Genomic DNA, 25,371 nt, shown 5'->3' on the forward strand with positions numbered 1-25,371 from the left:
TCCTAAGTTCGTGAAAAGAGGCCACTGACTATTCCTCAGTGGCGTATATTCACGAGCTGTACCTTTTCCTCGAAATAATACGCCACTGAGTCATCGTCAGTGGCTTCTTTTTACGAGGTCAACGAATATCTCGAAATAATAAGCCGATCGAACGCACTCAGCGGCGTTATTTTTCGGAGAGACTCCATATTTCGTGAAAATACGCCATTGATCAATTGTCAGCAGCTTCTTTTTTCGGGATAATCCCATATCTCGTGAAAAAGCACCGCGAGGGAACTGAAGCGGTCGTTATTGGTTTGGCGCCGATCGTCGGCATCGGTATCAGTGTCGGTATTGGTGGCGCTGATGCGTGTAATGCTGTCGATAATAATGTTGCCGAGTCTACGGCTGACACTGTTGCCGCTATGGTTAGGTATCCTTGGGGTGGATGAATCACAAGGAGTACGAGACATGCAGCAGCAGCAAGGCGCAGTGCCAGCCGAAAATCCATTGCAGGTTGGCCCGCAGCCGTTGAACACGCCTGAAGAGCTTCGCGCCATTCGCCAAGCCATGGGCGAAGGCAAGAATCCGTTGATTGCCACGGATGTGCCACGCTGGGAGGATCAGGTTGGTGTCAGCCGCATCATCAATCGTCGTGTATTGGAACTTGAGCCGCTGCCCACGCCGGCCCAGGTGCTTGCGGAACTGCCGCTGACTCCTCAGGCCCAGGGAATCGTCGCCTATTCGCGCGATGAGATTCGCGCATGCCTCTACGGGCAGGATGATCGTCTGTTGGTGATTGTGGGCCCCTGCTCGGTTCATGATCCCGCAGCTGCGCTCGATTATGCGCACCGCTTGGCCAAGGTGATGAAGGAAACCGAGCGTGAGCTGCTCATTGTGATGCGTGTGTACTTTGAGAAGCCGCGCACCACTGTGGGTTGGAAGGGCCTGATTAACGACCCGGACATCGACGGCAGCCACCATATCAAGAAAGGCCTGCTGCTTGCCCGAAAGACGTTGCTCGGTGTGCTTGGCGAAGGATTGGCTGCCGCCACGGAATTCCTCGAGCCCACGAGCCCACAGTTCATCGCCGATGCAGTGAGCTGGGGTGCCATCGGCGCCCGCAATACGGAGAGCCAGGTACATCGTCAGCTGGCCAGCGGCTTATCCATGCCGGTGGGATTCAAGAATGCCACTGACGGCTCGGTGAAAGCAGCAGTCAACGGCTGCTTTGCCGCAGCCCAACAGCACACGTTCTTTGGCATCGACCATTTGGGCCGTGCATGCGCAGTGGAAACGCTCGGCAATCCTGATTGCCATGTGGTGCTGCGCGGCTCGATTCATGGGCCGAACTATGACGCTCAATCCGTAGCCAAGGCGATGGATACCATTCGCGATGAGATGCCGGCTGATTCCGCGGCCTGCCATGGCCTGATTGTGGATTGCTCGCACGGCAACTCCGGCAAGGATGAGCATCGTCAGGCCGAAGTAGTGCGCGATATCGCACGTCGCATCGCGGCGGGGGAGCGTGGAATCACCGGCATCATGATGGAAAGCTTCATCGAGGGCGGCAATCAGAAGGCCGCGCCGCTCGATCAGTTGGTGTACGGCAAATCCATCACCGATAAGTGCATCAGTTGGCCGGATACCGAAGCGCTGCTGCATGAGCTCGCCGAAGCCGTGGCCGCACGCCGTTGGAAGTGAAGTCAAGGAAATAAGGGGAAGGAAACCAGTATGGGTATGAAAACCGTTGCAATCATTGGTGCTCTTCATGAGGAAGTGGCGCTGATCGCCCAGTCGCTCACTCATGTCACCCACGTGAACAAGGGCAGTTTGGATATCGCCGTGGGTACCGTGGACTCTTTCGGCGCTGACGTGATTAAGGTCGCGGCGACTGTCGGTGGCATGGGTTTGGTCAATGCCGCATCCACCGCACAGCTACTGATTGACGAGTTCAACCCTGATGCTGTGATTTTCAGTGGCATCGCCGGCAACCTCAACAAGCATCTGCACATCAATGATGTGGTGCTCGGTGGCACGCTGCGCTACCTTGACACCGATATGCGTCTGGTAGGCCAGTGGAAGCCGGGCACGGAAGACAAGCCGGTCCATGAATTCTTCTCTGACCCGAAGCTGCTCGAAGTTGCCGATCAGGCGCTGAGCAATGCGGGTATCACGCATATCACCGGCATTATCGCGTCCGGCAATTATTTTGTGGACACCCCTGAAAAGGTCGAGGAAGTCATTCGCCTGACCGGTGCCGATGCCGTGGAGATGGAAGGCGCCGCGGTGGCCCAGGTCGCGGCTCGCAACGATGTGCCGGCATTGGTGATCCGCGCGCTGTCCGATAACGCGGATACTGATTACGAGGTATTCAAGGAGTTTGATATCTCCGAGTACGCCGATACCGCCGCTCGCCTTGCCGTAGACATCGTCAAGCGGCTGTAGTCCTGGGCATGTGGGCTTCTCCGTCAAGGGAAGTCAATAGTGTCGGTGGATTGATTGTTGCGGGTGATTGATACGAGGCTCACACGGCAGTGGGCCTCTTTTTAATAATTGGTGACCATCTCACCGATTTCACTATGTGAACTCTCTCGCTTCCCTCGCCGCCATGTGGGCCATACTCGAGCATCAGGCACAGCGATGTGTGGAGAACATTGCTGTGGCCACAAGCCGTAATAGCTCTTCTTCCACTTGCCTGTCGTTGTGCTCAATACTTTGAGCTGAGCAATACATCGATTGCAAGGCCATGCTGCATGAGGACATATACGCAGCATGATGAAGAGAGGGATTATGTCTGCAACTGCTACTGCGGCCACCAAGGAACCGGTGAAGAAGGATTCGGTTCCTGAGATCATCGCCGCATCCATGGTCGGCACGGCCATCGAATTCTACGATAACTACTGTTACTCCATCGCAGCCGCCAGCTACTTCGGCATGGTGTTCTTCACCGAAGTCGCCAAGTCCAACCAGGCGCTGGCCACGCTGATGGCATTCGTCACCTTCGCCGTCTCCTTCCTCGCCCGTCCGTTCGGCTCCATGTTGTTCGGCCACTTCGGCGACAAGATGGGCCGCAAGAAGACGCTGGTTATCGCCCTGATGACCATGGGCATCGCCACCTTCCTGGTCGGCTGCCTGCCTGGCTACGATCAGATCGGCGCCTGGTCTGTGGTGATTCTGTGCATCTGCCGTGCATGCCAGGGCGTCGGTCTCGCCGGTGAATGGTCCGGCGCCGCACTGGTGGCCACGGAGAACGCTCCGGCCGATAAGCGCGCTCTGTATGGTTCCTTCCCGAACCTCGGCGCTCCGATTGGCTTCTTCTGCGCCTACGGCCTGAACCTGCTGCTCGAATCCAACCTGAGCCAGGAGCAGATGGTGGCCTTCGGCTGGCGTATCCCGTTCCTGTGCTCCGCAGTGCTGGTGGCCATCGGTCTGTACGTGCGTGCTCGTATGTCCGAGACCCCGGTGTTCCGCAAGGCCTCCGAGGAGAAGCGTACTTCCAAGCACCCGCTGCGCGACCTGCTGCCGTACACCAAGGAAGTTCTGCTTGGTACCGTTGCTATGGGTATCACCTACACGCTGTTCTACGTGCTCGGCACTTGGTCCCTCGCTTATGGCGTCAAGGGCCTGAAGTTCACCCAGGGCGAGTACCTGCTCATGCAGATGACCTCTGTGGTCTTCTTCGCCATCTTCATCGTTGTCTCCTGCGTTTACGCCGACAAAGTGGGCCGCAAGAAGGTTCTCATGCTGGTGACCTTCGGTACGCTGGTGTTCAGCTTCTTCACCCCATTGCTGCTGGTGCACTCCGCAGCGCACATCATGATCTTCCTGTGCGTCGGCTTCGTGCTTATGGGTGGTCTGTTCGGCCCCTGCGGCGCTTACCTGCCTGAGCTCTTCCCGGTGCATGTGCGTTACTCCGGCGCTGGCCTGAGCTACAACCTGGCCGCCATCTTCGGTGGTGCTTTCGCTCCGACCATCGCTCAGGCTCTGGTCTCCTCCAAGTTCGGCGTTGCCGGTGTGGGCTGGTACATGGCCATCATGGCTGCCATCGCACTGCTCGCCCTGTTCCTGATCAAGGAAAGCAAGGACAAGGATTACGAGCTGTGATCGCTTGATTTAAGCCAATGCCAAGGCGTCATCCGCAAGGGTGACGCCTTTTTTGGTTGCTATTGGTCGCTATTGATGGGCGATAAGCAAATGAACAATAGGCGAACTTACGTAGTTTGATGTGAGTGCTACGTCAAGTGCGTTTTACTCTTGAAACCATGAGTATCTGGCAATTCATAGTGATTGTGGTGCTGCTGGCACTGGCCCTGGCATGGGCCATCGTCATCTCATACGGCAAGGGGCGGGCTTCGGGCCGAGCCGCAGCGGAGGAGGCCTTCGCCTCCGATGAAGATGCGAAGTCACTGTTTGGTGATGATGTGCCTGTGCGTCCTACCGAGCGCCGATTGATTGAAGTGCTGCCGGAAGCGCTGATTGTTACCGACCGCAACGGTCTCGTGCATTATGCCTCTCCGGGGTCCGTGCCCTTCGGCCTGGTCTCAGGCAAACGCATCAATTCACGTGAAGTCGAGGATATTCTGACCCAGGCGGCATCCGATGGCGGTGTACGTGAACGTGAGGTGCAGCTACCGCTGGACCGTGGTCCGTTCCCATCGCTTACCGGCAAAGGCATTGAAGCAGGTCAGCTGCGCCCCTCGAATACTAGATATTTGCGTGTGCGTATCGGAGATGTCGGCGATGATCTGTATGCGATTTTCATCAGTGACATGTCCGAGCAGCGTCGTTTCGAAGCCGTGCGGCGTGACTTCGTGACCAACGTGTCGCATGAGCTGAAGACGCCGGCCGGCGCGATTTCCCTGCTTGCCGAGACTGTGACTGATGCCGCTGATGATCCGGACGCCGTGCGCTACTTCTCCGGGCGAATCTCCAAGGAATCCGCTCGTCTCACGGAGCTGGTGCATCATCTGATCGATCTGCAACGCGCGCAGAGCTCGCAGGGCATGAGCGATACGAAGCGGATCTCGGCACTGGCCGTGGCCCGTGCCGCGATTTCGGATAACCAGGTGCAGGCCGAAGCCCATCACGTGGATATTCGCTTGAACGCCAACGGGCGTGCTGTGCCTCTTGACTCCACAGATGCGACTGAGGAGGATGTCGAAGCCGGCAAGAACCTCACCATCCTCGCCGACGCCGACGCGATGCAGACGGCCGTGAAGAATCTCGTGGAAAACGCCATCCATTACTCGCCCGAACACACCACGGTCGCCGTCGATGTGGCCGCACGCAACGGCAAGGTCACTATTCGCGTGGTCGATCAGGGCATTGGCATTCCGGAGGAATCCTTGGATCGCGTATTCGAGCGCTTCTATCGCGTCGATCCTGCGCGTTCGCGTCAGACGGGCGGCTCCGGTCTGGGATTGGCCATCACCAAACATTGCGTGCAGGAGAACGGCGGTCGTATTTCGGTATGGTCCAGGCAGGGCGAAGGATCGACATTCACTATCGAGCTGCCGGCCGCCGCACAGAAGGATACGCAGCCGGCGACCAAGGCCAAGGAAGACAAGCACGGCGATCAGTGAGTGTTGGCGGAGGTTCGTCACAAGCGCACAACATCACGGTTCACTATGATGATGCGGTGTAGTGGATAACCGGAAATTACGTACTTTAGGCAAATGACAGGCCAACGAAGAGGGAATGGTTACGATGGTATCTGAGAATTTTGCGCTTACGCGAACGGGCACCTACCCGAGAAAGGCCACTATGACACGCATTCTTATCGTCGAAGACGAGGAATCCTATCGCGAACCACTGGTCTACCAACTTACACGCGAGGGGTATGACGTGTCTGCTGCTGCCACCGGCGAGGAAGGCTTGGAGCTGTTCACCAAAGGCGGCATCGATTTGGTGCTGCTTGATCTGATGCTGCCGGGAATCGATGGCACCGCACTGTGCCGCCGCATTCGCGAGCAAAGCCGAGTGCCAATCATCATGCTGACAGCCAAAAGTGCGGAAATCGACAAGGTAGTCGGTTTGGAAATCGGTGCCGATGATTACGTGACCAAGCCGTATTCCTTCCGTGAGCTGCTGGCCCGCATTCGCGCCGTGCTGCGCCGCAATCAGGTCACGGCTCAGGCCGCAGGTTCCGTGGATGACGATATTCCACTGGTATGCGGCGATATTTCGATGCAGGTTGGCCAGCATCAGGTCACGGTACGCGGCGAAACGGTATTCTTCCCGCTGAAGGAATTCGAGCTGCTGGAATACCTGATGCAAAACAAGGGTCGCGTGATGACCCGCCACCAGCTTATCGACCGTATTTGGGGTTCGGATTACGTCGGGGATACGAAGACTCTGGATGTGCACGTCAAGCGCGTGCGCTCCAAGATCGAAGAAGATCCAGCTCATCCCAAGTATCTGACTACCGTGCGTGGCTTGGGTTATAAAATCGATACCCCGGCAGAGCAGTAGGGGCATATCTCAGGGGGGTATTCTTCCTTAAATGCGATGGGAAAGCGGTCTGATAGGCCGCTTTCCCATTATTGCATGTGAGCCAGCGCCTGTCTTGGGCGTGCACTGTGTTTCGGCTGTCTCGCGCGTTCATAAACTACGTAGTATTTACGTAGTTTCATATATCAGCAAGTGTTCATCTTCTGTTTACTGATTTCGGTATAGCGCTCCCTCCAACGCAAATAGGCTTGTAGTTGTCACGAAATGACCGGGCCTTGTGCACGTCGTGAACATAGCCCGAGATTTATTGATAGAGGGAATAAGAAACATTATGCAGAAGAACATTTTCGTTCGCTCCCTTGCCGCTCTGTCCGGCATCGCGATGCTTGCCACCGTCGCTGCCTGCGGCGATAACACTGCTTCCACTGGCGACAACTCTTCTTCCAGCGACACCACCAAGTCCGCTCCGATTTCCGGCGACTTCCAGGGCGCTGGCGCTACCTCCCAGCAGGCTGCTGTCGAGGCTTGGATCGCTGGCTTCCAGGGCACCAACCCGAACGCCAAGATCGCTTACAACCCGACTGGTTCCGGCGCTGGTGTGACCACCTTCCTGACCGGCGCTACCGCTTGGGCTGGCTCCGATAAGGCTCTTTCCGATGACGACATCGCCAAGTCCAAGGCTGTCTGCGCTTCCGGCCAGGCCTTCGACGTGCCGGTCTACATCTCCCCGATTGCCATCGTCTTCAACCTGAAGGGCGTTTCCGACGCTGGCAAGCACATCAACCTTGATGCCACCACCGCCGCCAAGATCTTCGACGGCAAAATCACCACTTGGAACGACCCGGCTATCCAGGATCAGAACAAGGACCTGAAGCTGCCGAGCACCCCGATCACCGTGGTGCACCGTTCCGATAAGTCCGGCACCACCCAGAACTTCGTCTCCTACTTCAAGGATCAGGCTCCTGACGCCTGGAGCTACGACCTCTCCGAGAACTGGCCGAACGAGGTTGGCCAGGGTGCTAAGGGTACTTCCGGCGTGATCTCCACCGTCAAGCAGGCTGACGGCACTATCGGCTACGCTGACTTCTCCCAGGTTGGTGACCTCGGTACCGCTGCCATCAAGGTTGGCGACTCCTACAACGCGATTTCCGCTGAGGCTGGCTCCAAGGTCATCGAGGACTCCAAGCTCGACGACACCGCCAAGGGCGAGAACCGTGTGGTTGTCAAGATCAACCACGCCACCGAAGCCAAGGGCGCTTACCCAATCGTCCTGGTCTCCTACGACATCGTCTGCCCGGCCTACAAGGACACCAAGCAGGCTGAGTTCGCCAAGGCTTGGCTGACCTACGTCACCTCCGACGAAGGCCAGAAGGCCGCTCAGGATGCTGCCGGCTCCGCTCCGCTGCCGTCCAGTCTGACCTCTCAGATCTCCAAGTCCATCGAAGCCATCAAGACCAAGTGAGCAGACGGTTTCAAGAAAACCGCATGAATCACTGGTTGGTTCCGATAACTAAATAACTAAAGAAGACCATTTCGGTCTGAACTTTGAGCCGCAGTCGTAAGCAATACGGCTGCGGCTCAAAGTGGGTCAAGGGGCATACGGTTTTGCAAGCTTTTTGACCACCAATCCTTACATCCTTACCAATATCTTCGTTAAGGAGAACCCGTGAGTTCGCAAGACAAAACGGCTCTCGCACCATCGGGCGGCAAAACCGCCGACAAGGTGTTCCGTGGTGTGGCATACGCCTGCGGCATTCTGATCCTTGTAGTGCTTGCTGCCGTGTTCCTCTTCCTCTTCTTCCGCGCCTGGCCGCTTATCGGCGGTGATCAGAAGGCCAACAGCGACGTTATCTCCAGCTTCACTGGTGGCAAGGTCTCCAACTTCTGGGGCTATGTGCTGCCGTTGCTGTTCGGCACTGTGCTTATCTCCATCTTGGCCCTGATCATTGCATTCTTCGTGTCCATCGGCATCGCATTGTTCATCTCCCATTACGCACCGAAGAAGGTCGCCACCGGTCTGAGCTATGTCATCGATTTGCTCGCCGCAATTCCTTCCGTTATCTACGGTCTGTGGGGCGGCTTGATTCTGGTGCCCGCCATCTACCCGTTCTGGAACTGGGTGGCCAACCACCTCGGTTGGTTCCCTCTGTTCGCAGGCCCAGCCGCCAACCCGCAGCGTACTGTCGCCACCGTGGCTGTGGTGCTCGCCGTCATGGTGCTGCCGATTATCACCTCTATGTCGCGTGATATCTTCCTGCAGACCCCGACCCTTCAGCAGGAGGCCGCCTACGGCTTGGGTGCCACCAAGTGGGAAATGATCAAGCTTGCCGTTATTCCGTTCGGCCGCTCCGGCATCGTGTCCGCCTCCATGCTGGCTCTTGGCCGTGCACTCGGTGAGACGATGGCTGTGTTGATGATTCTTTCCCCGAGCGTTACCGGCTACTCCATCAAGATTCTGCAGGCTTCTCAGAGCAACGCAATCGCATCCAACATTGCCGCCCAGTACCCTGAAGCCAACGATCTTGGTGTGTCCGTGCTGATTGGAACTGGTTTGATCCTGTTCCTCATCACCTTCATCGTGAACTTCGTGGCTCGTAAGATCACTGAGAAAGCGGGTGTCTGATGGCTGAAGAAACCAAGAAGAAGAACTTGGACGGCGCACCCGTCATCGACTTCGACAAGTTCCGCCCTACGCGCTCCTCCGAGCAGTACCGTAAGGGCAAGGACTACTTCATGTCCGGTCTTATCGCACTGGCCTTCGTGATTGCCTGTATCCCGCTGGTTTCCGTGCTGTGGACCACCATTGTCAATGGCTTTAAGCGTCTGAACCTGAACTTCCTGACCTACAACATGACTGGTGTGGTCGGCGGCAACCCGACTCCGTCCGGTGGCTACGGCGGTGTGCTGCACGCCATCATCGGTACGCTGGAGATTACCGGTGGCGCAATGCTCATCTCCATCCCGATCGGCATCATGTGCGCTGTGTACCTTGTCGAGTACGCTCACGGTGGCAAGCTCGCCATGACTGTTTCTCTGCTGGTCGATGTGATGAGTGGTATTCCTTCCATCGTCGCTGGTTTGTTCGCATTCTCAATGTTCACCATCGTGTTCGGACCGGGTACCATCAACGGTTTCGAAGGTTCCGTGGCATTGTCCCTGCTGATGCTGCCGACCGTGGTGAAGTCCTGCGAAGAGATGCTTAAGATCGTGCCAAACGATCTTCGTGAAGCCTCTCTGGCGCTGGGTGTCACCAAGCAGCGCACCATCACCAAGATTGTGCTGCGTACCGCATTGCCGGGCATCGTCTCCGGCTGCATCCTCGCCATCGCTCGTGTGATTGGTGAGACCGCACCATTGCTGATGACCGCAGGCTACATCGCCAGCACCAACGTCAACCTGTTCGCAGGCCAGATGACCACGCTGCCGGTGTACGTCTACCAGGAGTACTCCAAGCTCTCCGCCAACTGCCCGGCCAACGCCACTGCAGCTTGCGTGCCTACCATTCCGATGGAACGTGCGTGGGCCGCAGCTCTCGTGCTGATCGTCGTAGTGCTGGTGCTCAACCTCATCGGTCGTCTGGTGGCTAAGATCTTCGCCGTCAAGACCGAGCGCTAAGCCGTACTGGAAAGTCAAGAAATAAAGGAAACATCATGGGACAACGTATTGACGTCAACCACGAGAACATCTACTACGGCGACTTCCTTGCTGTGGAAGATGTGAACATCAACATCGAGGCCAACAAGGTCACCGCCTTCATCGGCCCCTCTGGCTGTGGCAAGTCCACCGTGCTGCGCACGCTTGACCGCATGCATGAGCTCATCCCCGGCGCTCACGTCGAGGGTGAGGTGCTGCTCGAGGGCAAGAACCTGTATGACAAGGACGTGGATCCTGTGTCCGTCCGTCGTGACGTCGGCATGGTCTTCCAGCGCCCGAACCCGTTCCCGACCATGTCCATCCGCGAGAACGTGCTCGCCGGTGTGCGTCTGAACAACAAGCACATCAGCAAGTCCGACGCCGACGATCTGGTTGAGTGGGCTCTTCGCGGTGCTAACCTCTGGAACGAGGTTAAGGATCGTCTGGATAACCCGGGTATCGGTCTTTCCGGTGGTCAGCAGCAGCGTCTGTGCATCGCCCGCGCTGTGGCCGTGCACCCGCAGGTCGTGCTGATGGACGAGCCTTGCTCCGCACTCGACCCGATTTCCACCCTGGCCGTTGAGGATCTGATCAACGAGCTCAAGGACGATTACACCATCGTGATTGTGACCCATAACATGCAGCAGGCAGCCCGTATCGCCGACTACACCGCCTTCTTCAACCTGAAGGCCGTTGGCCAGCCTGGCCACCTCGAGTACTTCGCGGACACCACCACGATGTTCAACAACCCGCAGAACGAAGAAGCCGAGCGTTACATCTCCGGCCGCTTCGGCTGATCGTTTCTTCGTGCGGCAGTAATTATGCCGTACGAAGATTTGAATATGAGAAGGTCCCGTATGGTTATTCCATGCGGGACCTTCCCGTATTTGTGAGCAGGCGCTCTTCGAGGGCTTGCTAGGACTTGTGCGGTTTCAACGGTTTGGCACAATCTTTATAACTAATCGTCCGACGCTGCTGTTGTGACAATATACAGCGGTACAACTTACTGATTCTTTGGTTTCATGACAGTCGTGACAATTATTCTTGTCACAATCATTGAAATCCTGCCAATTCGAACCTGTTGTGGCAAGGAGAATGGCGGAACATAGTTCCTTGTGCATTGAGGGCCGTGGCACAATCCATTGAAATCGTTCCATGCCCAATGTTGTGGCACGATTTTTGTCCCGCTTCCAGAATCAATCGTTTGCTGTTACTGCCGAGATAAAAAGAGGCTGGACTCGATGAGGAGTCCAGCCTTGTAATGCTGCTACAGCGCGATTGCTAGCGATTCACAATCGTGCACATTACAGAATCGCCATGCACACGAAGTCCAGGATGAACAGTGCGGAGACGATCCACAGAATCGGGTGCACTTCCTTGGCCTTGCCCTTGCAGGTCTTCACGATGCAGTACATGATGAAGCCGCCAGCGATGCCGTAGGAGATGGAGTAGGAGAAGGCCATGAACACGGCGGCGAAGAACGCCGGAATAGCGTCATCGATGTTGGCCCAATCGACTTCCTTCAGGGAAGCAGCCATCATGCAGCCAACAATCACCAGCACACCTGCAGTGGCGGCGGATGGCACGGCGGAGATAACCGGAGCCAGGAAGGCGGACAGGGCGAAGCAGATGGCCACAACCACGGAGGTCAGACCAGTGCGACCGCCGGCGGCGATACCGGCAGAGGATTCCACGTAGGTGGTGGTGTTAGAGGTACCGCAGATAGCGCCGATGGAGGTGGCGATGGAATCGGCGAACAGGGCCTTATCCATCTTGGAGGAGAATCCGTGGCCGTTCTCCAGGGCCTCTTCGTCGGCTGCGGAGAAGATGCCGGTGCGACGGCCGGTGCCGATGAAGGTGCCGAGGGTGTCGAATGTATCGGACATCGAGAAGGCGAAAATGGTCACGATAACCAGCGGCAGCTTGGCCGGGTCAGAGAACAATGCCGGGAAGCCGTCGGCGGTGAAGATTGCGCCAAAGGTCTGCGGCAGCTGGGAGAAGGTCTCGGAAATGGAAACGGAGGAACCGAAGTTGGTCACGCCGAACGGAATGCCGATCACGGTGGTGATGGCGATGGCCAGCAGCAAGCCGCCCTTGATCTTCATTACGGTGAACACGATGGCCAGCACGAGGCCGATGAGGAAGACCCACAGCACCTTGTCGTTAAAGGTGGCGAGACCTGGGGTGGCGGCCACGGCGCCACCCTTGGCGGCGGCCTTCGGGTCGCCCGGAGTGAACTTGATAAGGCCAACGTTCAGCATGCCCACATATGCTACGAACAGACCGATGCCGCCGCCGATGGCCTGCTGCAGCACCTCGGGGATGGCCATGATGATCATCTTGCGGATCTTGGTGACGGTGATGAGGATGTTGATCAAACCGCACAGGAACACCATGCACATGGTCTGCTGCCAGGTGAAGCCCAGGCCGAAGCACACCGTGTAGGTGAAGAATGCGTTGAGGCCCATGCCGGCTGCCTGTGCGTAAGGCACGTTGGCGAACAGACCCATAACCAAGGTGCCGATGATGGCTGCGATGATGGTGGCGAGGAATACGCCGCCCCAGGGCATACCCGTCTGAGACAGAATCTGCGGGTTGACGACGATGATGTACGCCATTGCGAAGAACGTAGTCAGGCCGGCCAGAATTTCGGTCGAAACCGTCGTGTTGTTCTCCTTCAAATGGAAGAACTTCTCCATTACTCTCTACTTCCTTGGGTTGTGCGGGGCTTGGCGCGTGAGCTGATGCGCTCCGGTTGCCCCGGCGAGAATTGCGACTCGCCCTGATCGGCCTGGCCGCGCGCGTTCGGCGCATCCACCCGATCAGAACCATCGTTGATTATAACCGGTGCATATATCGTGAAACCGCGGTGTGAAAGCCGAGTTACACTGAAGTCATCTATTGCGTTTTCGCGTGAAAAGTACGGAAAGCAGGAGTATTCGTACGTTTTTGCGCACTTTCCGCGCGAAACGTGCGCGGAATGGGTGGATTGAGACCGTTTTGCGCGCATATCGCGCGAAAAGTACGGTAGGGGATTGAGGACAAGAGGTGGAACATGGCGAAAACACCAGTGGAAGTCAGCATTACTTCGTGGCGCAAGAACACGGTGAAGCCGGGGCAGGAGCATGGTCGTGTGCTGCTGATGCCAGGTACCGGATACAACTGCGATCGTCCGCTGCTGTACTGGGCTGCGCAGGCCTTGGCCGAGAACGGTTGGCGCATCGACCGCATGAATGTGCGCAACGCCTCGGATGATTTGTCGACTGTGATTCCAGTGCTGAACAATGCCATTGATGGCTGGGTTGAATCGGTGGATTGCGAGCGATTGCTGCTTATCGGTAAGTCGCTCACCACGATGACTTACCCGCATGTGGCTTCCCACTATGGGTTGCCGTTCGTACTGTTGACTCCGGTGCTTCATCATGCCGACTTCGATCCATCGGCCCGTGTGATTCCGGTGCCGGCAGTTGGCGATGACATTGTCGGCGAGGACGAAGCGCCGAGCGTGGATGAGGCAGCTCAGGTGATTCGTTCGGAGCATGCCGGTGGCTCGCATGCTCGTGGTTCTCGGTACAACGGTCCCGCCCCGCTGATTTGCGCCGGTACCGCCGATCCGTTCTATGACCGCATTCGAGCCAACGCGCTGACCCCGCACGTGCATGAATACCCGGATGCCAACCATTCAATCGAGGTTCCGGGTCATTGGCGCCGTTCGCTGGATTATTTAAAGGAAGTGACCGCTTCGGTGGCCCAATACGCCGCCACTTTATAATGCATTCGAAAATCTCACTAAACGTACACTGACGGTTAGTCAGCGTACGTTTAGTGAGAAAAGGCGTATGGATTGCGACACGCCGAAGGGTGCATTGTCGTCGGTCATACGTAAATTATCAGACCGTAAACCACAGACCGTTGGTTGAAGTGCGCGTGAGTGCGCTTCCGAAGTTTGGTTCGCCAAGCCAACGCAGGTTGAGAGATGTAAGCCCGTAAAGGGCTCGTGCAAGTCACTTCACGAGATTATGTTGCTCTGCCTGCGTGCAGGGCTTTTTTATTGCCCAGCCGAGCGTTCCGATTTCAAATCAACGGCCGATTTAGGAAGGAACGCCATGAAGAGGCCCGAAAAGGAAGCGGTGGTCGCACAGCTTACGGAACAGTTCCGTAACGCTGACGCTGTCTACCTGACCGAGTACCGCGGGCTTACCGTTCCGCAGGTTTCCGAACTGCGCGAAAAGCTAGGCCGCGATACTTCCTACACTGTGGCTAAGAACACGCTGGCACGTATTGCCGCCAAGGAAGCGGGCATTGAGGGTCTTGACGACCTGCTCAAGGGCCCGACCGCCATCACCTTCGTGAAGGGCGACTTCATTGAGGCTGCAAAGGTCCTGCGTGATTTTGCCAAGACCAACAAGGCTCTCGTTATCTCGGGCGGCTATGCCGATGGCACCGTCTACGACGGCGAGGGTGCGAAGAAGCTGGCAGACATGATGTCTCGCCCGCAGCTCCTGTCCAAGTTTGCCGGCGACCTCAAGGCCACTACCGCCAAGGCCGCTTACCTGTTCGTCGCTCTGCCGACCAAGGCTGTGCGTACAATCGACGCTCTGCGCGAGAAGCAGGAAAAGGCAGCTTGATTTCCATGCGGCTTGCCGCATGAATAATTCGGAAAACAAACAAAACATTGAGACGGTGCGTCCACCAAGTCGAGTAGACCGCCGCCAGAATGAAAGGAAGCCATCATGGCTAAGTACACCAACGAAGAGCTCCTGGAAGCTTTTGGTGAAATGACCCTCGTCGAACTCTCCGAGTTCGTCAAGGCCTTCGAAGAGAAGTTCGACGTCGAGGCTGCTGCCCCGGTCGCCGCTGTTGCTGCCGCTCCGGCTGCTGGCGCTGGCGCTGAGGAAGAAGAGAAGACCGAGTTCGACGTCGTCCTGACCGCTGTCGGCGACAAGAAGATCCAGGTCATCAAGGCTGTCAAGGCCATCACCAACGCTGGCCTGGCTGACGCCAAGGCTATGGTTGACGGCGCTCCGAAGACCATCCTCGAGAAGGCCAAGAAGGAAGACGCCGAGAAGGCCAAGTCCCAGCTGGAAGAGGCTGGCGCCACCGTCGAGCTCAAGTGATTTTGGCGGCATAAGCCGCAAATCACGAGCTTTCGATAGCTTGCGAAACCCCGCACCTGAGCAATCAGGTTGCGGGGTTTTCCGCATTTGCACCATAATCAGGTAGACTTGGCGATTCTTCTCGGATTAATCCATGAAAAATCAGTACAAGATGACACAATTGCACGTAATGTGGTCTGTAGTGTGTTTAGGAAGGCGGTCACGGTGAGCGAGTGGACGGTGCGGATCAATGGGGTTGATCAGGTCAGCGTCAAACCTGGCAATAGCGTGGAGATAGGTCGTAAACCATTGCGCCCGCTTGCCGCCGACGGCGCCCAACGCCTTGATGTGACCGACCAGACCAAATCGATGTCGAAACGTCACGCCTTGTTCACGGTGAACGAAAACGGTTCGGCCAGCGTACGTGATCTCGGCTCAACGAACGGGTCCTATGTGGTGCGCGACAATGGTGATTTGCTGCGACTGCCGCCTAATGCGGATTTCTTGCTACCAGTCTCACCGATGCGCATGCAGTTCGGTGATGTTCCTGCGGACTTTATTCGCATCGACGAGCCATCATTGAGCGAACAGAAGCCGATTCCGGATTTGTTCGGATACGCTGCATCGGATGCTCCTCAGGAGCCGGACGCCGCTGATATGTCCGTCGATGACATTCTCGATCTGCGCGCGGGTGAGCCTACTGCAATGTTTAGTGCGAGCAGCGTAAAGCATAAGGTTGATGAGCTGGAAATCGGCAGCCTCAACATTGTGCAGCTCAATCAGAAGCCCGAAGAGCCGGCTCTACCGCGTGACCTGTTCGCCGATGCCGAAGCGAAGCAGCAGGAGGAAGAGGAACAGCGCAAGGCCAAGGAGGCCATGGATGCTGTAGCCTTGCCGGAACCGGTTGAGCCGGAACCGAAGTCTGCGCTTCGTCCGGGCATCCGTATCTCCGGGTTGGTGCCAGTCGATGCCATTGCGCACCCGGCTCATGTGCAGCCGCATGTCGTACCTAGTGTCGAACCGGCTCAGACTGAGCCATCAACAGCGCCTGTTGAACAAACCGAACCTGAGCATGCGGAACCTGAGGCTCCGGCGGCTCAGAAGGATCCCACAGCACAAGAGCCGTCTCAGCAGTCGCCTATCGCTGATGCCGGGGCAGCCAGCGCCGCTACAGCATTCGCCGGCCAGCCGACTGATCAGTCTCAGACTACCGATGCATCCCAGTCTGATGCTGCAGCGGCGGAATCGACCGAATCCGAACCGGTGAACGATGCCGGGCAGACCGCAACAGAACCGGTGGAATCAGCTGCAGGGCAGCAAACTGAAGCCGAGCAGCCTGAGCCGCAGAACACCAATCCGGCTTTGGTTTTTGAGCCGATAAAAGACACGGCTAACGAGAATGCGGATGGTACTGTCATCGCTTCGGGCGAGCCGGATTCCGCGGATACCAGCGAAACCGCGAACGCTGCGACTGCAACGAATGATGCGGACATGGATGCGAATGGTGGGTACAAGCCGGCTTTTGAACCCGGATCGGTATTCGATCGCGTGGCCAAAGGCGAGTTGAAGGCTCAAGAACCGGTGGTGGAAGTCGCTGGGCTTAGCTCCAACGACGCGAAAACCACTCAGGATTTCTCCCTGCAGTTCGAAATCGCGCGTCATCCTGAACTGTTGGCTTTCCTCGCCATGAACCCCTACCTGTATGACGACATGTACGCATGGCTTGCCGCTCGTGGCGAAGCCGATATCGATGAAGCTCTGGCCCACAACAAGGGCTACCAGGAATACCGCGAAGCGGTTGGAAAGTGAGCCGGGAGATGACTCAAACGCAGAACCAACAGGATCTGAAGACCGATACCGTATCTACTGACGTCATTGCCAATGGCGGGGCAACTGCTGCAAGCGCTCCAGTCAATCCTGCCGCTGAGGCAGTAATCGGATTGAACCGAATTCGTGGTTGGCGAGACAAGTATCGTGCCATGCTTGCCCCCTCGCCACTGGAGGACATCAACCAGTTGGTCGCCAAGCTGGATATGACCCATGCGCATCCCTCCGGCATTGCCCAGCTGTTCGCATCCGGCCATGTGCGACTGGATTCGCTGTTTCGTGATACCGGTATGTTGAAGGCGGCCGAGCGCCATCTCACCCGTGTGCTTGACGATCAGACCGCCAAGCGTCGGATTGCCGGTGTGGCTGAACTTTCGATGGCTGTTGGCGTGGCCACGTGGAAGGGCAATGCGCTCCCGGTGCTGCTGTACCCGGTTACCGTTTTCGTTCCCAAGGAAGGTTCGGCGCCAACCATCCAGTTCGCCGGTCGTGTGACGCTCAATAGCGCATTCGTCAATGTGTTGCGCGAGCAACGCGTGTACCTGGATGAGGATTCTCTGTTCGATGGCTCCAACTATGACAGCGGCACTCCGGAGACTTCGGCCATGTTCGCTCGCATCACCGCTGAGGCCAGTGATTATATTGCCGACTTCTCCATCGAACGCCATATCGTAGTCGGCTGTTTCATGGACCCCTCGTCGCTGATTGTGGCCGAAAGTCAACAGTTCATCGATCAACTGGAGAATGGCGCCACCGGCAATGTGCTACTTGACGCCCTCGCCGGTGATGAGAACGCGCGCGCTTCTCTCAAGGACGCGAATCCGCCACAATACAGCCCGTTCGATTCCGATCCACATTCCGAGTTCGAGGTCGGCGATGTCGACAATACCGTGCGCTATGCTGCATCATTGGCCGCGGCCGGCCATAGCATCGTAGTCGATGGTTCCTTCCCCAAGGGGGCGGCCGAGCAGGCCGTGGCCATTGCGTCGCGCTGCATCATGAGCGGCCGCTCCGTACTGTATGTGCCGGGTGTAACCGAGCAGAAGCGTCGCTTCATGCAGGCGGCTTCCGCCAATGAGCTGAAGGCTCAGCTGCTGGATGTGTCTGATGAGCAGGGCAACGCCGCCATTGATAAGCAGCTGATCGCCGCAGTAGGTTTCCAACAGGGTGTCGCCACCCAGCGATTCGACCAGCTTGCCGACGAACTCGTGGGCGTTCGCTCCCGCCTGACCCGTTATCTGGGTGATTTGCACGGTGTGAGCGACAAGTGGAATGTCTCCGCATATGAGACGATTCAAAACCTGGCTCGCATCTCCGTGCTGCCCACCCATCCGGCCACACATGTCAGGCTGCGTGAACAGAGCGCGCTCGCCGTTGGCGCGGATATGGAATCCTGGATCAGCAAACTGGAGCGTGCCGGCGAACTTGGTGAATTCACCATCGGACCGGAGGATACCGCTTGGTACAAGGCGAATCTCACTACTGAAGACCAGGCCATTGATGCCTATCAGCGTGTGGATGACCTGTTGCGCCGATACCTGCCCGCCACCCGCGAGCAGGTGACGCGCACCGTGCAGACCTGTGGCTTCCCGGTTCCCACCACCACTCGCGAGTGGGAACGTCAAGTCACGGTGCTGAAGAACCTGAGGCGTGTGCTGGATGTGTTCCAGCCTGAGATCTTCGAACGAGACATCGATTCGATGATCGAGGCCACCATGCCCAAGGCGCAGCGCAAAGCTGAAGGCACGTCGATGGGCTTCTGGGAACGTCGCCGCCATATCAAGGAGGCCAAGTCGCTGCTGCGCGTCGGCGCACAGGTGGAAGACCTGCACGAGGCGCTCAAGGTGGTCGCCAAGCAGGGCGAACAGTGGCGTCAGTTCGTGCCTCACGGCGGGTGGCCCGTGCTGCCGACCAAGCTGGATGACATCATCACCACGCTTGACGGTTTGCTGGGCAATATGACGTCACTCGACACGGTACTGGCCACCACACCCAGCGGTGGCAATATGGAAACCGCTGATTTCAACACGGTTGAGGCACGCCTCAAGGCATTGCTGGATGACCGCAAGGCCTTGGATACGTTGCCTGAGCGTTGCCGTTTGGAGCAGGAGCTGTCTGCCGTTGGACTGACCGAACTGGTCAATGACCTGACTATTCGCCATGTCGGCGTCGATCAGGTGCGTGGCGAGCTGCAATTGGCTTGGTGGACCACCGTGTTCGATGACATTGTGCGTTCGTCGGCGATTATCTCCAATCAGGATGGTTCCGCGCTGCAGACCGCTTCCGACCGTTTCATCCAGGTTGACGTGGAACATGTTCGTTCCGTGGGCCCGATGGTGGCTCAGGAATCGATGCGCAGACTGTGCGACATGCTCTTCTCCCGCACCCAGGAAGCCAACCAGCTGCATACGGTGCTTGCTGGTCGCGCCAATGTGACCTTGAGCCGCATCCGCCGCGATCATCCGGAGATTCTTGCCGCGGCCAAGCCGATTATGGTGGCCGCGCCTGGCACGCTTGCCGCGCTCACCGAACCAGGTGTGCTTGCCGATGTGGCCATTCTGGACTCCTGCGCACACATTCCTTCCATCGAATTGCTTTCGATTTTGAGTCGTGTGCGGCAGGTCGTGGTAATTGCCCATTGCGCCACCGTGACCAGCGAATCCGTCAAGGAACTGATTGGCATGCTGCCTCATGTCGAGGTGGCAGCCCAGCCATCCTGTCGAGCTCCTCGTCTGGCAGCGTTCCTCGAGTCCGAAGGATATGGGGTTGTTGACTATGATGTGGCGACCGAGCCGGCCACCGGCACGGTGAGATTCCATCGTGTCGAGGCCAATGGCGTGCCGGTGATGTCGTCTGGCTTGGTGGAATCCAGTCAGCAGGAAATCGACGAAGTGGTGCGCATCATCACTGAGCGTGCCGCCAGCTTCACCGTGGTACCGTCGCGCTACATTCTGGCCGTGGTGGTGTTGACCGACGTGTTCCGTACGCGCTTGGGCGCTGAATTGAAGTCGTTGGCGTCCAAGAACAAGCCGATGGGTCGTTTCCTGCGCCACGTGCGTCTGGTGCCGCTCCGCGATGTGGCGGGTACCCAAGCCACGGATGTGATTATCTCCATGTGCTATGCGAAGACCGTACACGGCCGTTTGTTGCAGCAGTTCGGAGTGCTGGAAAACGAAGGCGGCCGTGGCATGCTCCTCGATGCGTTGGCGCTCGCCGATCGCAACCTCGACATCGTCTCTGCTTTCGGCCCGGAAGATATGGATGATGAACGTCTGCATCAGACAGGTCCGAGATTCCTGAAGACCGTGCTGAGCTGGGTCGACCAGCTGGATGACCGCCCAGTGCTGCCGGTCCGCAATGCCGCTGGCGATAATGTGCTCTTCAACGATATCGCCGATCGCTTGCGCGCCCGTGGCCTCGATGCGGCAGTGGATTACGGTTTCGACAAGGGCATCAAGATCCCGTTGGTCGTGGGATTGAAAGACAAGCCGTTTGCTTTGGCTGTGGAAACCGATGATGCGAACTTCATGTCCATTCAATCGACGCGTCGCCGCCATCGTCTGGGCAGCCAGGACCTGATGTCGCTCGGCTGGAATGTGATGACCGTATGGAGCGTGGCCGCATTCGTGAATCCGGATAAGGAAGTCGATCGCATTGTGGCGCGCATCAGCGAAATCTACCGTGAGGTGGAGTGATTATGGCTGAGTATTCGGCAACGCGCCGCACGCCGCGCAAACATAAACGTGTGGTGATGAAAGGCACTGAGCGATTTGATGCCGACGGTGTGAAACTGGAACCGGGGGACATGCAAACCGCTCAGCAGCGTCAAGCCGATGACGATAAGCGCATCCTCGGCGAACTGCCGCCTCATTGGGCGGTATTCAACGAGAAGCAGTGAACACCGTCCAATGAGGCGGCCTTCGCGACCGCTTGTAGTGCGGTCGCTCACTTCGCCTACAGGCAGCCCACTGGGCTGTCTGTTATACGGCTCAGCTCATTGGGCGGTATTCAACGAAAAGCAGTGAGCGTCTGATTCACTGCATGACGGCCATAATCGGTCCTGATTCTTGATGCCGCATCACCCGTGCTGCAGCATTTGGATCCATAGCAAACGAAACCAACTGCCGACCATCGGTATACGATGTGTCGGCAGTCTTGTTTATTCCCATTACCAGTGCAGCATCAGCGAGCACACAATGGGCATGGTCTGCGTTGGAATCGTCGTCCTCGTTCGTACCAGCTGCATCCGTCTCACAGCCCAATGCCGACACCAGCTGTACGGTGTCTCCGGCCAGTAATTCATCAACCGAACTGGTTAAGCGCACGTCAATCACCGTGGCGCCCTCCGGAACTACCGGTGCGGTGCGCGCCATATGCGCCAGTATTGGATCGCCGACCGTGATATCGATATGTGCAATATGCCCCACCGCATCATCCACCGAGCTGAGCATGGAATCACTCGCAGCAGACGGTGGAAAATACCGGATCGCCATATCCGAGAGGCCTATGGTGCTGCCGCGTGCGATATGCCGTGTAGCGACCACTACCGGCACGGTCGCGATGTGCGCGGTCATAGTTTCAAGAGCGAACAGCACCGCCAATCCGGCGCATATCGCGGCAGCTACGCGCCGTAGCGTGTGCAGCATTCTGCGCTGTTTGAGCGAGCCAGATGCAGGTAGCCTCAGTGATAAGGGTATAGAAAAGGTCACCATGAATCCATGGTGACCTGGACGCTTCCGCCTGCGCAAGCTCAATCGACCTATGTGGTCCGAGCTTGCCGAGTTATCCACATTGCGCGGCATGACGCCACGCAACATGCTACTTGGACGACTTATCCGTACGGTAGAAGCCGTGACCCTTGAACTCGATCGGCACGGCAGAGTACACTTTGCGCACCTGCTCCTGGCCGCACTTCGGGCATACGGTAATCGGATCGTCGGAGAACGACTGCTGTTCGGTGAAATCGTAGCCGCAGTTCTTGCAGCGGTAATGATAAGTAGGCAACGGATTCCTCCACACAAATAAACGCAAATTCGCACGGCTCTAACGCCATGCCAAGCAACCGTTCATATCCTAGTCATTGCCCTGACAGTTTGCCGCTGGATTATCATGGCCGGCATCACGGCTCAGCATATGGAAGCCATTCGGCGTAAGCACTGCGTCAGCAGGCACATCGTGCGGCTCGGCAGGCAGATTACTGTCAATGACCTCCCATGGCCAGCAAATCGCGATTAGCGGACAGCCGGACGCACGAGCCGCCAATGCGCGGTCATACCAGCCGGCACCGCGGCCTAGCCGGAAGCCACGAGGATCCACACCGAGTGCCGGTGCGAATACCACGCTCGCCTGAATCAGGGCCTGAGGAGGCAAGGTCTCGCCTTCAGGCTCGTCAGGACGCAAATGACCATGGCCATCCACGGCGTGCAGATCATCCAATGAACGCAGCACGCTCCAGCCGATTTCCAATCCGGATCCCAGCTTCGGCACCAATACCGTGCATCCGCGTTCCAGCAGCCAGCCGAGCAGTGGGCGGGTCTCGATCTCCGAGCCCATCGATACATAGGCGGCCACCGTGGCTCCTGATTTCAGCGGACCCATTGCCTGTGACGACTCAGATTCAGAGGAGCCGGTCAGCTGTTGCACCAGCGCATGCCCGGCGTCAAGTCGTTCCTCGGCAGAGGTGAGCTTGCGTCTAGCCAAAGCCTGATGCCGCAGAGCGGATTTATCCGCTGCCTGAGCGCCGGTTGGCTGCCCGTTCGCGTTGTCCGTAATCCCTACACCACTCATACCGCACAACGTAGCACGGCTACAATAAGGGCCGTGTCAGTATTCCAGTCCATCAAAGAGGCGCTCAGGCCAGACAATCAGATTCGCATGCCCCGCCTGACCCACCCCGGTTGCCCTATTGCGCTTCGCCCTCTCACCATGGATGATGAGGAGGCATGGAACGAAGTGCGTTGGCGCAACAACGCATGGCTGGCTCCGTGGGAATCCGGGGACCCGATGCACGGCGGTGCCATCACCTTCAACCAATGGATCCAGCGTCAGCGCCGCAACGAACAGCATGGCACCGGAGCATTGTTCGCCATCGAATACCAGATGCGCATCGTCGGCCAGATCTCGCTGGGTGCCATCTCATATGGCGCGATGCGCACGGGAGTGGTGGGATACTGGGTCGATCAGCTCTACGCTGGTCGTGGTTTCGCTCCAATGGCTCTCGCCATGCTCGCCGACTGGGCGCTGACCGATCCGTTCGGCCCGGCATTGCACCGTTTGGAAATCGCGATTCTGCCTGATAACGCGCGCTCGCTGGCCGTGGTGCGCAAGGTCGGCGCACATCATGAGGGGTTGAAAGAGCGCTACATGTATGTCAACGGACAGTGGCGGGACCATGTGACGTTCTCGCTGCTGGCTGAAAACGCCGGAGAAGGATTTACCGAGCGTCTGCTGCAATCGGGTTCATCATCCGACACGCCCGGCGAGTAACCGCCCAGTTCGTCGGCACGTCTCCTATTCTTGACTCTATGGGTTACGAGTCACTGAGCACCATTATTGTGCTGGTGATTGCGGTGATTGTTATTGCTGTATGGCTGCCTGCACGCACGGCCAACGGCATGAAGCGTGCAGCCGAACACCGTCAGGATCGTTACTCGCCGTCACTGCGCATTGTGCAGGCGGAAGATGGCAGACGATTCGGCGATGTCAAGCCGCGTGAGGCGAAAGGGGCAGCAATGCCAGCATCTACAACGTCAGCGAAGCTGACACCGGCGCATATTGCACATGTGCGTGAGCTGCGCAAGCAGTCCATCCGGCGCCGTCAGATTCTGGTTGGTTCGCTGCTTGCCGTGACGGTGCTGATGCTGGTGCTGGCGTTCGCCTTGCACTTCAGCCCGCTGTTCGCCTTGATTCCGTTTGCACTGACCGTTGTGGTTCTGGCTTTGGGCGCCAATGCGGCGCGCCATGCCCGCGAGTGGGAACAGAAGGTTCAGCGCTATGAGCGTGCACGCAAGCGCGCCCCGCAGCTGGCAAAGCGTCAGCAGAAGGCCGCCGCAGTTACCAATGAAACTGCTGACAAGAACGCTCAGATCGCAACGTCGAGTGCCGATGCTGCTGCTGAGGAGGCCTCCACTGAGGTGATGGAGAGCCGCCAGATTCGTCGTGCTCTGCGCGCGGCTGAAATCGAGCAGGCAAAGGCCAAGGCGGCGCGTGAAGCTGCGGCTGGCGATAATGCCGCTGAAGCTAAGTCCGATGCCGCTGCCGAAGGCCAGCAGGCCAAGGTGGAACCTTCCCTGACGGTTCGTGATGAACGCGACAACGAAACCGAAGCCGCCGACGCAACTTCCGAGTTGGCCTCGGTCAAGCCCGCACGCGCTCTGGATGTATTCGATATGGCCACTTCCCAGGACCTTATCTCCTTCTCGCTGGGTGAGCCTCGCAATGAGGGCAATGCTCCCGAGAGCCTGGAGATCAAGTCCACCCGCCAGGTATCCAAGGCCGAACCGGTTGAACCTGAAGTCGCTGAGAAGCTGATCGATGAGGCCCGCGCGGTGAAGGCCGCCGACGATGCGCAGGCTGCGGCCAGCGGCAAGTCCGTTGAAGTCGACTCTGTAGCTGCTGATACCAATGCAGAGAAGGCCGACGCTGCCGATAATGCAGATGATATTGCTGCGCAGGAGCCCCAAGAATCATTCCGCGAACGTGAGGAACATGCCGAAGTGGAGGCCCCAGCCGCTACTTCTGACTCACTGAGCGTGGGCCTGGATTCCATCCTTGCCCGCCGCGGCAACTGATTTTCTCTCACAGCGTTAGCACTCGAGTTGGCAGAGTGCTAATAATCGCGCTACCATGTGTCCTAGCGCAAAGGGACAACGCAAGTGATCGTCAGCCTCTTGAGGCGTTCTGGCGCGGCATTATCGAACTGAACTACAAGCAGATACGAGGTGACCCACAGTGTCGATTAAGCTCACACCGTTGGAAGACAAGATCATCGTCAAGCAGGCAGAAGCCCAGACCCAGACCGCATCCGGCCTGTACATTCCGGACAACGCCAAGGAGAAGCCGCAGCAGGGTGAAGTGCTGGCCGTTGGCCCGGGCCGTCGTGACGACAAGGGCGAGCGTATCCCGATGGACGTCAAGGTCGGCGACAAGGTGCTGTACTCCAAGTACGGCGGCACCGAAGTGCACTACGAGGGTGAGGATTACCTCATCATCGGCGCTCGTGACGTGCTGGCCATCCTCGGCTGAGTAACGGTACACGGTACTTACTGAAAATCCCGGTTCCCCGCAGGGCCGGGATTTTTGTATTCCCTTCCCTTTCTTGGCAAACGTACGCTTACTGACGCTCAGTGTGCGTTTGCCGAGGGAAGGGGCGGTGCGAAGTAGG

22 protein-coding genes are annotated in these 25,371 nt (G+C 57.7%); 18 read left to right on the forward strand and 4 right to left on the reverse strand.

The window, feature by feature from the left end; genetic code table 11:
- The first annotated feature begins 450 nt into the window (after window positions 1-450).
- The 9 genes from CSQ86_RS01825 to pstB all read left to right on the forward strand — a co-directional run bounded on the left by CSQ86_RS01825 (window position 451) and on the right by pstB (window position 10,862).
- Window positions 451-1,683, forward strand: a complete 1,233-nt coding sequence (locus CSQ86_RS01825) for a 3-deoxy-7-phosphoheptulonate synthase (RefSeq protein WP_100493419.1) — start codon at window positions 451-453, stop codon at window positions 1,681-1,683.
- A gap of 30 nt (window positions 1,684-1,713) precedes the next feature.
- Entirely contained in the window at window positions 1,714-2,427 is a 714-nt protein-coding gene (mtnN, locus tag CSQ86_RS01830; protein ID WP_100493420.1) for a 5'-methylthioadenosine/S-adenosylhomocysteine nucleosidase, read from the forward strand.
- 345 nt (window positions 2,428-2,772) lie between these two features.
- Window positions 2,773-4,086 carry an MFS transporter gene (locus CSQ86_RS01835; RefSeq protein WP_100493421.1) on the forward strand — a complete coding sequence of 438 codons (1,314 nt, stop codon included), beginning with the start codon at window positions 2,773-2,775 and terminating at the stop codon, window positions 4,084-4,086.
- Between the two features lie 158 nt (window positions 4,087-4,244).
- Window positions 4,245-5,564, forward strand: a complete 1,320-nt coding sequence (locus tag CSQ86_RS01840; RefSeq protein ID WP_100493743.1) for an ATP-binding protein — start codon at window positions 4,245-4,247, stop codon at window positions 5,562-5,564.
- 181 nt (window positions 5,565-5,745) lie between these two features.
- Window positions 5,746-6,453 (forward strand): response regulator transcription factor, encoded by a 708-nt coding sequence (locus CSQ86_RS01845; protein WP_165773699.1) that lies wholly within the window; start codon window positions 5,746-5,748, stop codon window positions 6,451-6,453.
- A gap of 310 nt (window positions 6,454-6,763) precedes the next feature.
- Window positions 6,764-7,894 carry a phosphate ABC transporter substrate-binding protein PstS gene (gene pstS / locus CSQ86_RS01850; RefSeq protein WP_100493423.1) on the forward strand — a complete coding sequence of 377 codons (1,131 nt, stop codon included), beginning with the start codon at window positions 6,764-6,766 and terminating at the stop codon, window positions 7,892-7,894.
- A gap of 204 nt (window positions 7,895-8,098) precedes the next feature.
- Window positions 8,099-9,055, forward strand: coding sequence for a phosphate ABC transporter permease subunit PstC (gene pstC, locus CSQ86_RS01855; protein WP_100493424.1), 957 nt, complete (start codon window positions 8,099-8,101; stop codon window positions 9,053-9,055).
- On the forward strand, window positions 9,055-10,047 hold the full coding sequence (gene pstA / locus CSQ86_RS01860; protein ID WP_165773700.1) for a phosphate ABC transporter permease PstA: 993 nt from the start codon (window positions 9,055-9,057) through the stop codon (window positions 10,045-10,047). The genes pstC and pstA overlap by 1 nt, the downstream gene beginning before the upstream one ends.
- 35 nt (window positions 10,048-10,082) lie before the next feature.
- A complete protein-coding gene (gene pstB / locus CSQ86_RS01865; RefSeq protein ID WP_100493425.1) occupies window positions 10,083-10,862 on the forward strand; it encodes a phosphate ABC transporter ATP-binding protein PstB in 780 nt (259 codons plus the stop codon).
- A gap of 507 nt (window positions 10,863-11,369) precedes the next feature.
- On the opposite strand, the gene CSQ86_RS01870 is transcribed toward pstB, so the two are convergent.
- A complete protein-coding gene (locus CSQ86_RS01870) occupies window positions 11,370-12,764 on the reverse strand; it encodes an NCS2 family permease (RefSeq protein ID WP_100493426.1) in 1,395 nt (464 codons plus the stop codon).
- A 356-nt stretch (window positions 12,765-13,120) separates the two neighbouring features.
- On the opposite strand from CSQ86_RS01870, the gene CSQ86_RS01875 reads away from it, so the two are divergent.
- From CSQ86_RS01875 to CSQ86_RS01905, 6 genes are all read left to right on the forward strand, one after another.
- Window positions 13,121-13,837: a hypothetical protein gene (locus tag CSQ86_RS01875; protein ID WP_100493427.1), complete on the forward strand. Its 717-nt coding sequence runs from the start codon at window positions 13,121-13,123 to the stop codon at window positions 13,835-13,837.
- 334 nt (window positions 13,838-14,171) lie between these two features.
- A complete protein-coding gene (gene rplJ, locus CSQ86_RS01885) occupies window positions 14,172-14,693 on the forward strand; it encodes a 50S ribosomal protein L10 (protein WP_033890556.1) in 522 nt (173 codons plus the stop codon).
- Between the two features lie 105 nt (window positions 14,694-14,798).
- On the forward strand, window positions 14,799-15,182 hold the full coding sequence (gene rplL / locus CSQ86_RS01890; protein WP_100493428.1) for a 50S ribosomal protein L7/L12: 384 nt from the start codon (window positions 14,799-14,801) through the stop codon (window positions 15,180-15,182).
- A gap of 204 nt (window positions 15,183-15,386) precedes the next feature.
- A complete protein-coding gene (locus tag CSQ86_RS01895; RefSeq protein WP_165773701.1) occupies window positions 15,387-16,970 on the forward strand; it encodes an FHA domain-containing protein in 1,584 nt (527 codons plus the stop codon).
- Between the two features lie 8 nt (window positions 16,971-16,978).
- A complete protein-coding gene (locus CSQ86_RS01900; protein ID WP_165773702.1) occupies window positions 16,979-20,683 on the forward strand; it encodes a helicase in 3,705 nt (1,234 codons plus the stop codon).
- Window positions 20,684-20,685: 2 nt separating this feature from the next.
- The gene (locus tag CSQ86_RS01905) at window positions 20,686-20,886 is read left to right on the forward strand and encodes a hypothetical protein (RefSeq protein WP_100493429.1); all 201 of its coding nucleotides are present in this window, start codon (window positions 20,686-20,688) and stop codon (window positions 20,884-20,886) included.
- 136 nt (window positions 20,887-21,022) lie between these two features.
- Here CSQ86_RS01905 and CSQ86_RS01910 read toward each other — a convergent pair whose 3' ends face one another.
- The 3 genes from CSQ86_RS01910 to CSQ86_RS01920 form a co-directional block, all read right to left on the reverse strand.
- On the reverse strand, window positions 21,023-21,562 hold the full coding sequence (locus CSQ86_RS01910; RefSeq protein WP_243387554.1) for an SAF domain-containing protein: 540 nt from the start codon (window positions 21,560-21,562) through the stop codon (window positions 21,023-21,025).
- Window positions 21,563-21,806: 244 nt separating this feature from the next.
- Window positions 21,807-21,992, reverse strand: coding sequence for an FmdB family zinc ribbon protein (locus tag CSQ86_RS01915; RefSeq protein WP_100493431.1), 186 nt, complete (start codon window positions 21,990-21,992; stop codon window positions 21,807-21,809).
- A gap of 69 nt (window positions 21,993-22,061) precedes the next feature.
- The gene (locus CSQ86_RS01920) at window positions 22,062-22,775 is read right to left on the reverse strand and encodes a 5-formyltetrahydrofolate cyclo-ligase (protein ID WP_100493432.1); all 714 of its coding nucleotides are present in this window, start codon (window positions 22,773-22,775) and stop codon (window positions 22,062-22,064) included.
- A 33-nt stretch (window positions 22,776-22,808) separates the two neighbouring features.
- Here CSQ86_RS01920 and CSQ86_RS01925 point away from each other — a divergent pair, with 33 nt between their 5' ends.
- From CSQ86_RS01925 to groES, 3 genes are all read left to right on the forward strand, one after another.
- Window positions 22,809-23,474 (forward strand): GNAT family N-acetyltransferase, encoded by a 666-nt coding sequence (locus CSQ86_RS01925; RefSeq protein ID WP_243387556.1) that lies wholly within the window; start codon window positions 22,809-22,811, stop codon window positions 23,472-23,474.
- A gap of 38 nt (window positions 23,475-23,512) precedes the next feature.
- Window positions 23,513-24,778: a magnesium transporter gene (locus CSQ86_RS01930; protein ID WP_100493434.1), complete on the forward strand. Its 1,266-nt coding sequence runs from the start codon at window positions 23,513-23,515 to the stop codon at window positions 24,776-24,778.
- A 160-nt stretch (window positions 24,779-24,938) separates the two neighbouring features.
- Window positions 24,939-25,232 (forward strand): co-chaperone GroES, encoded by a 294-nt coding sequence (groES, locus tag CSQ86_RS01935; RefSeq protein WP_033890546.1) that lies wholly within the window; start codon window positions 24,939-24,941, stop codon window positions 25,230-25,232.
- The last annotated feature ends 139 nt before the right edge of the window (window positions 25,233-25,371 follow it).

Origin of the sequence: Bifidobacterium felsineum (assembly GCF_002802915.1) — a bacterium.
Classification (GTDB): Bacteria; Actinomycetota; Actinomycetes; order Actinomycetales; family Bifidobacteriaceae; genus Bifidobacterium; species Bifidobacterium felsineum.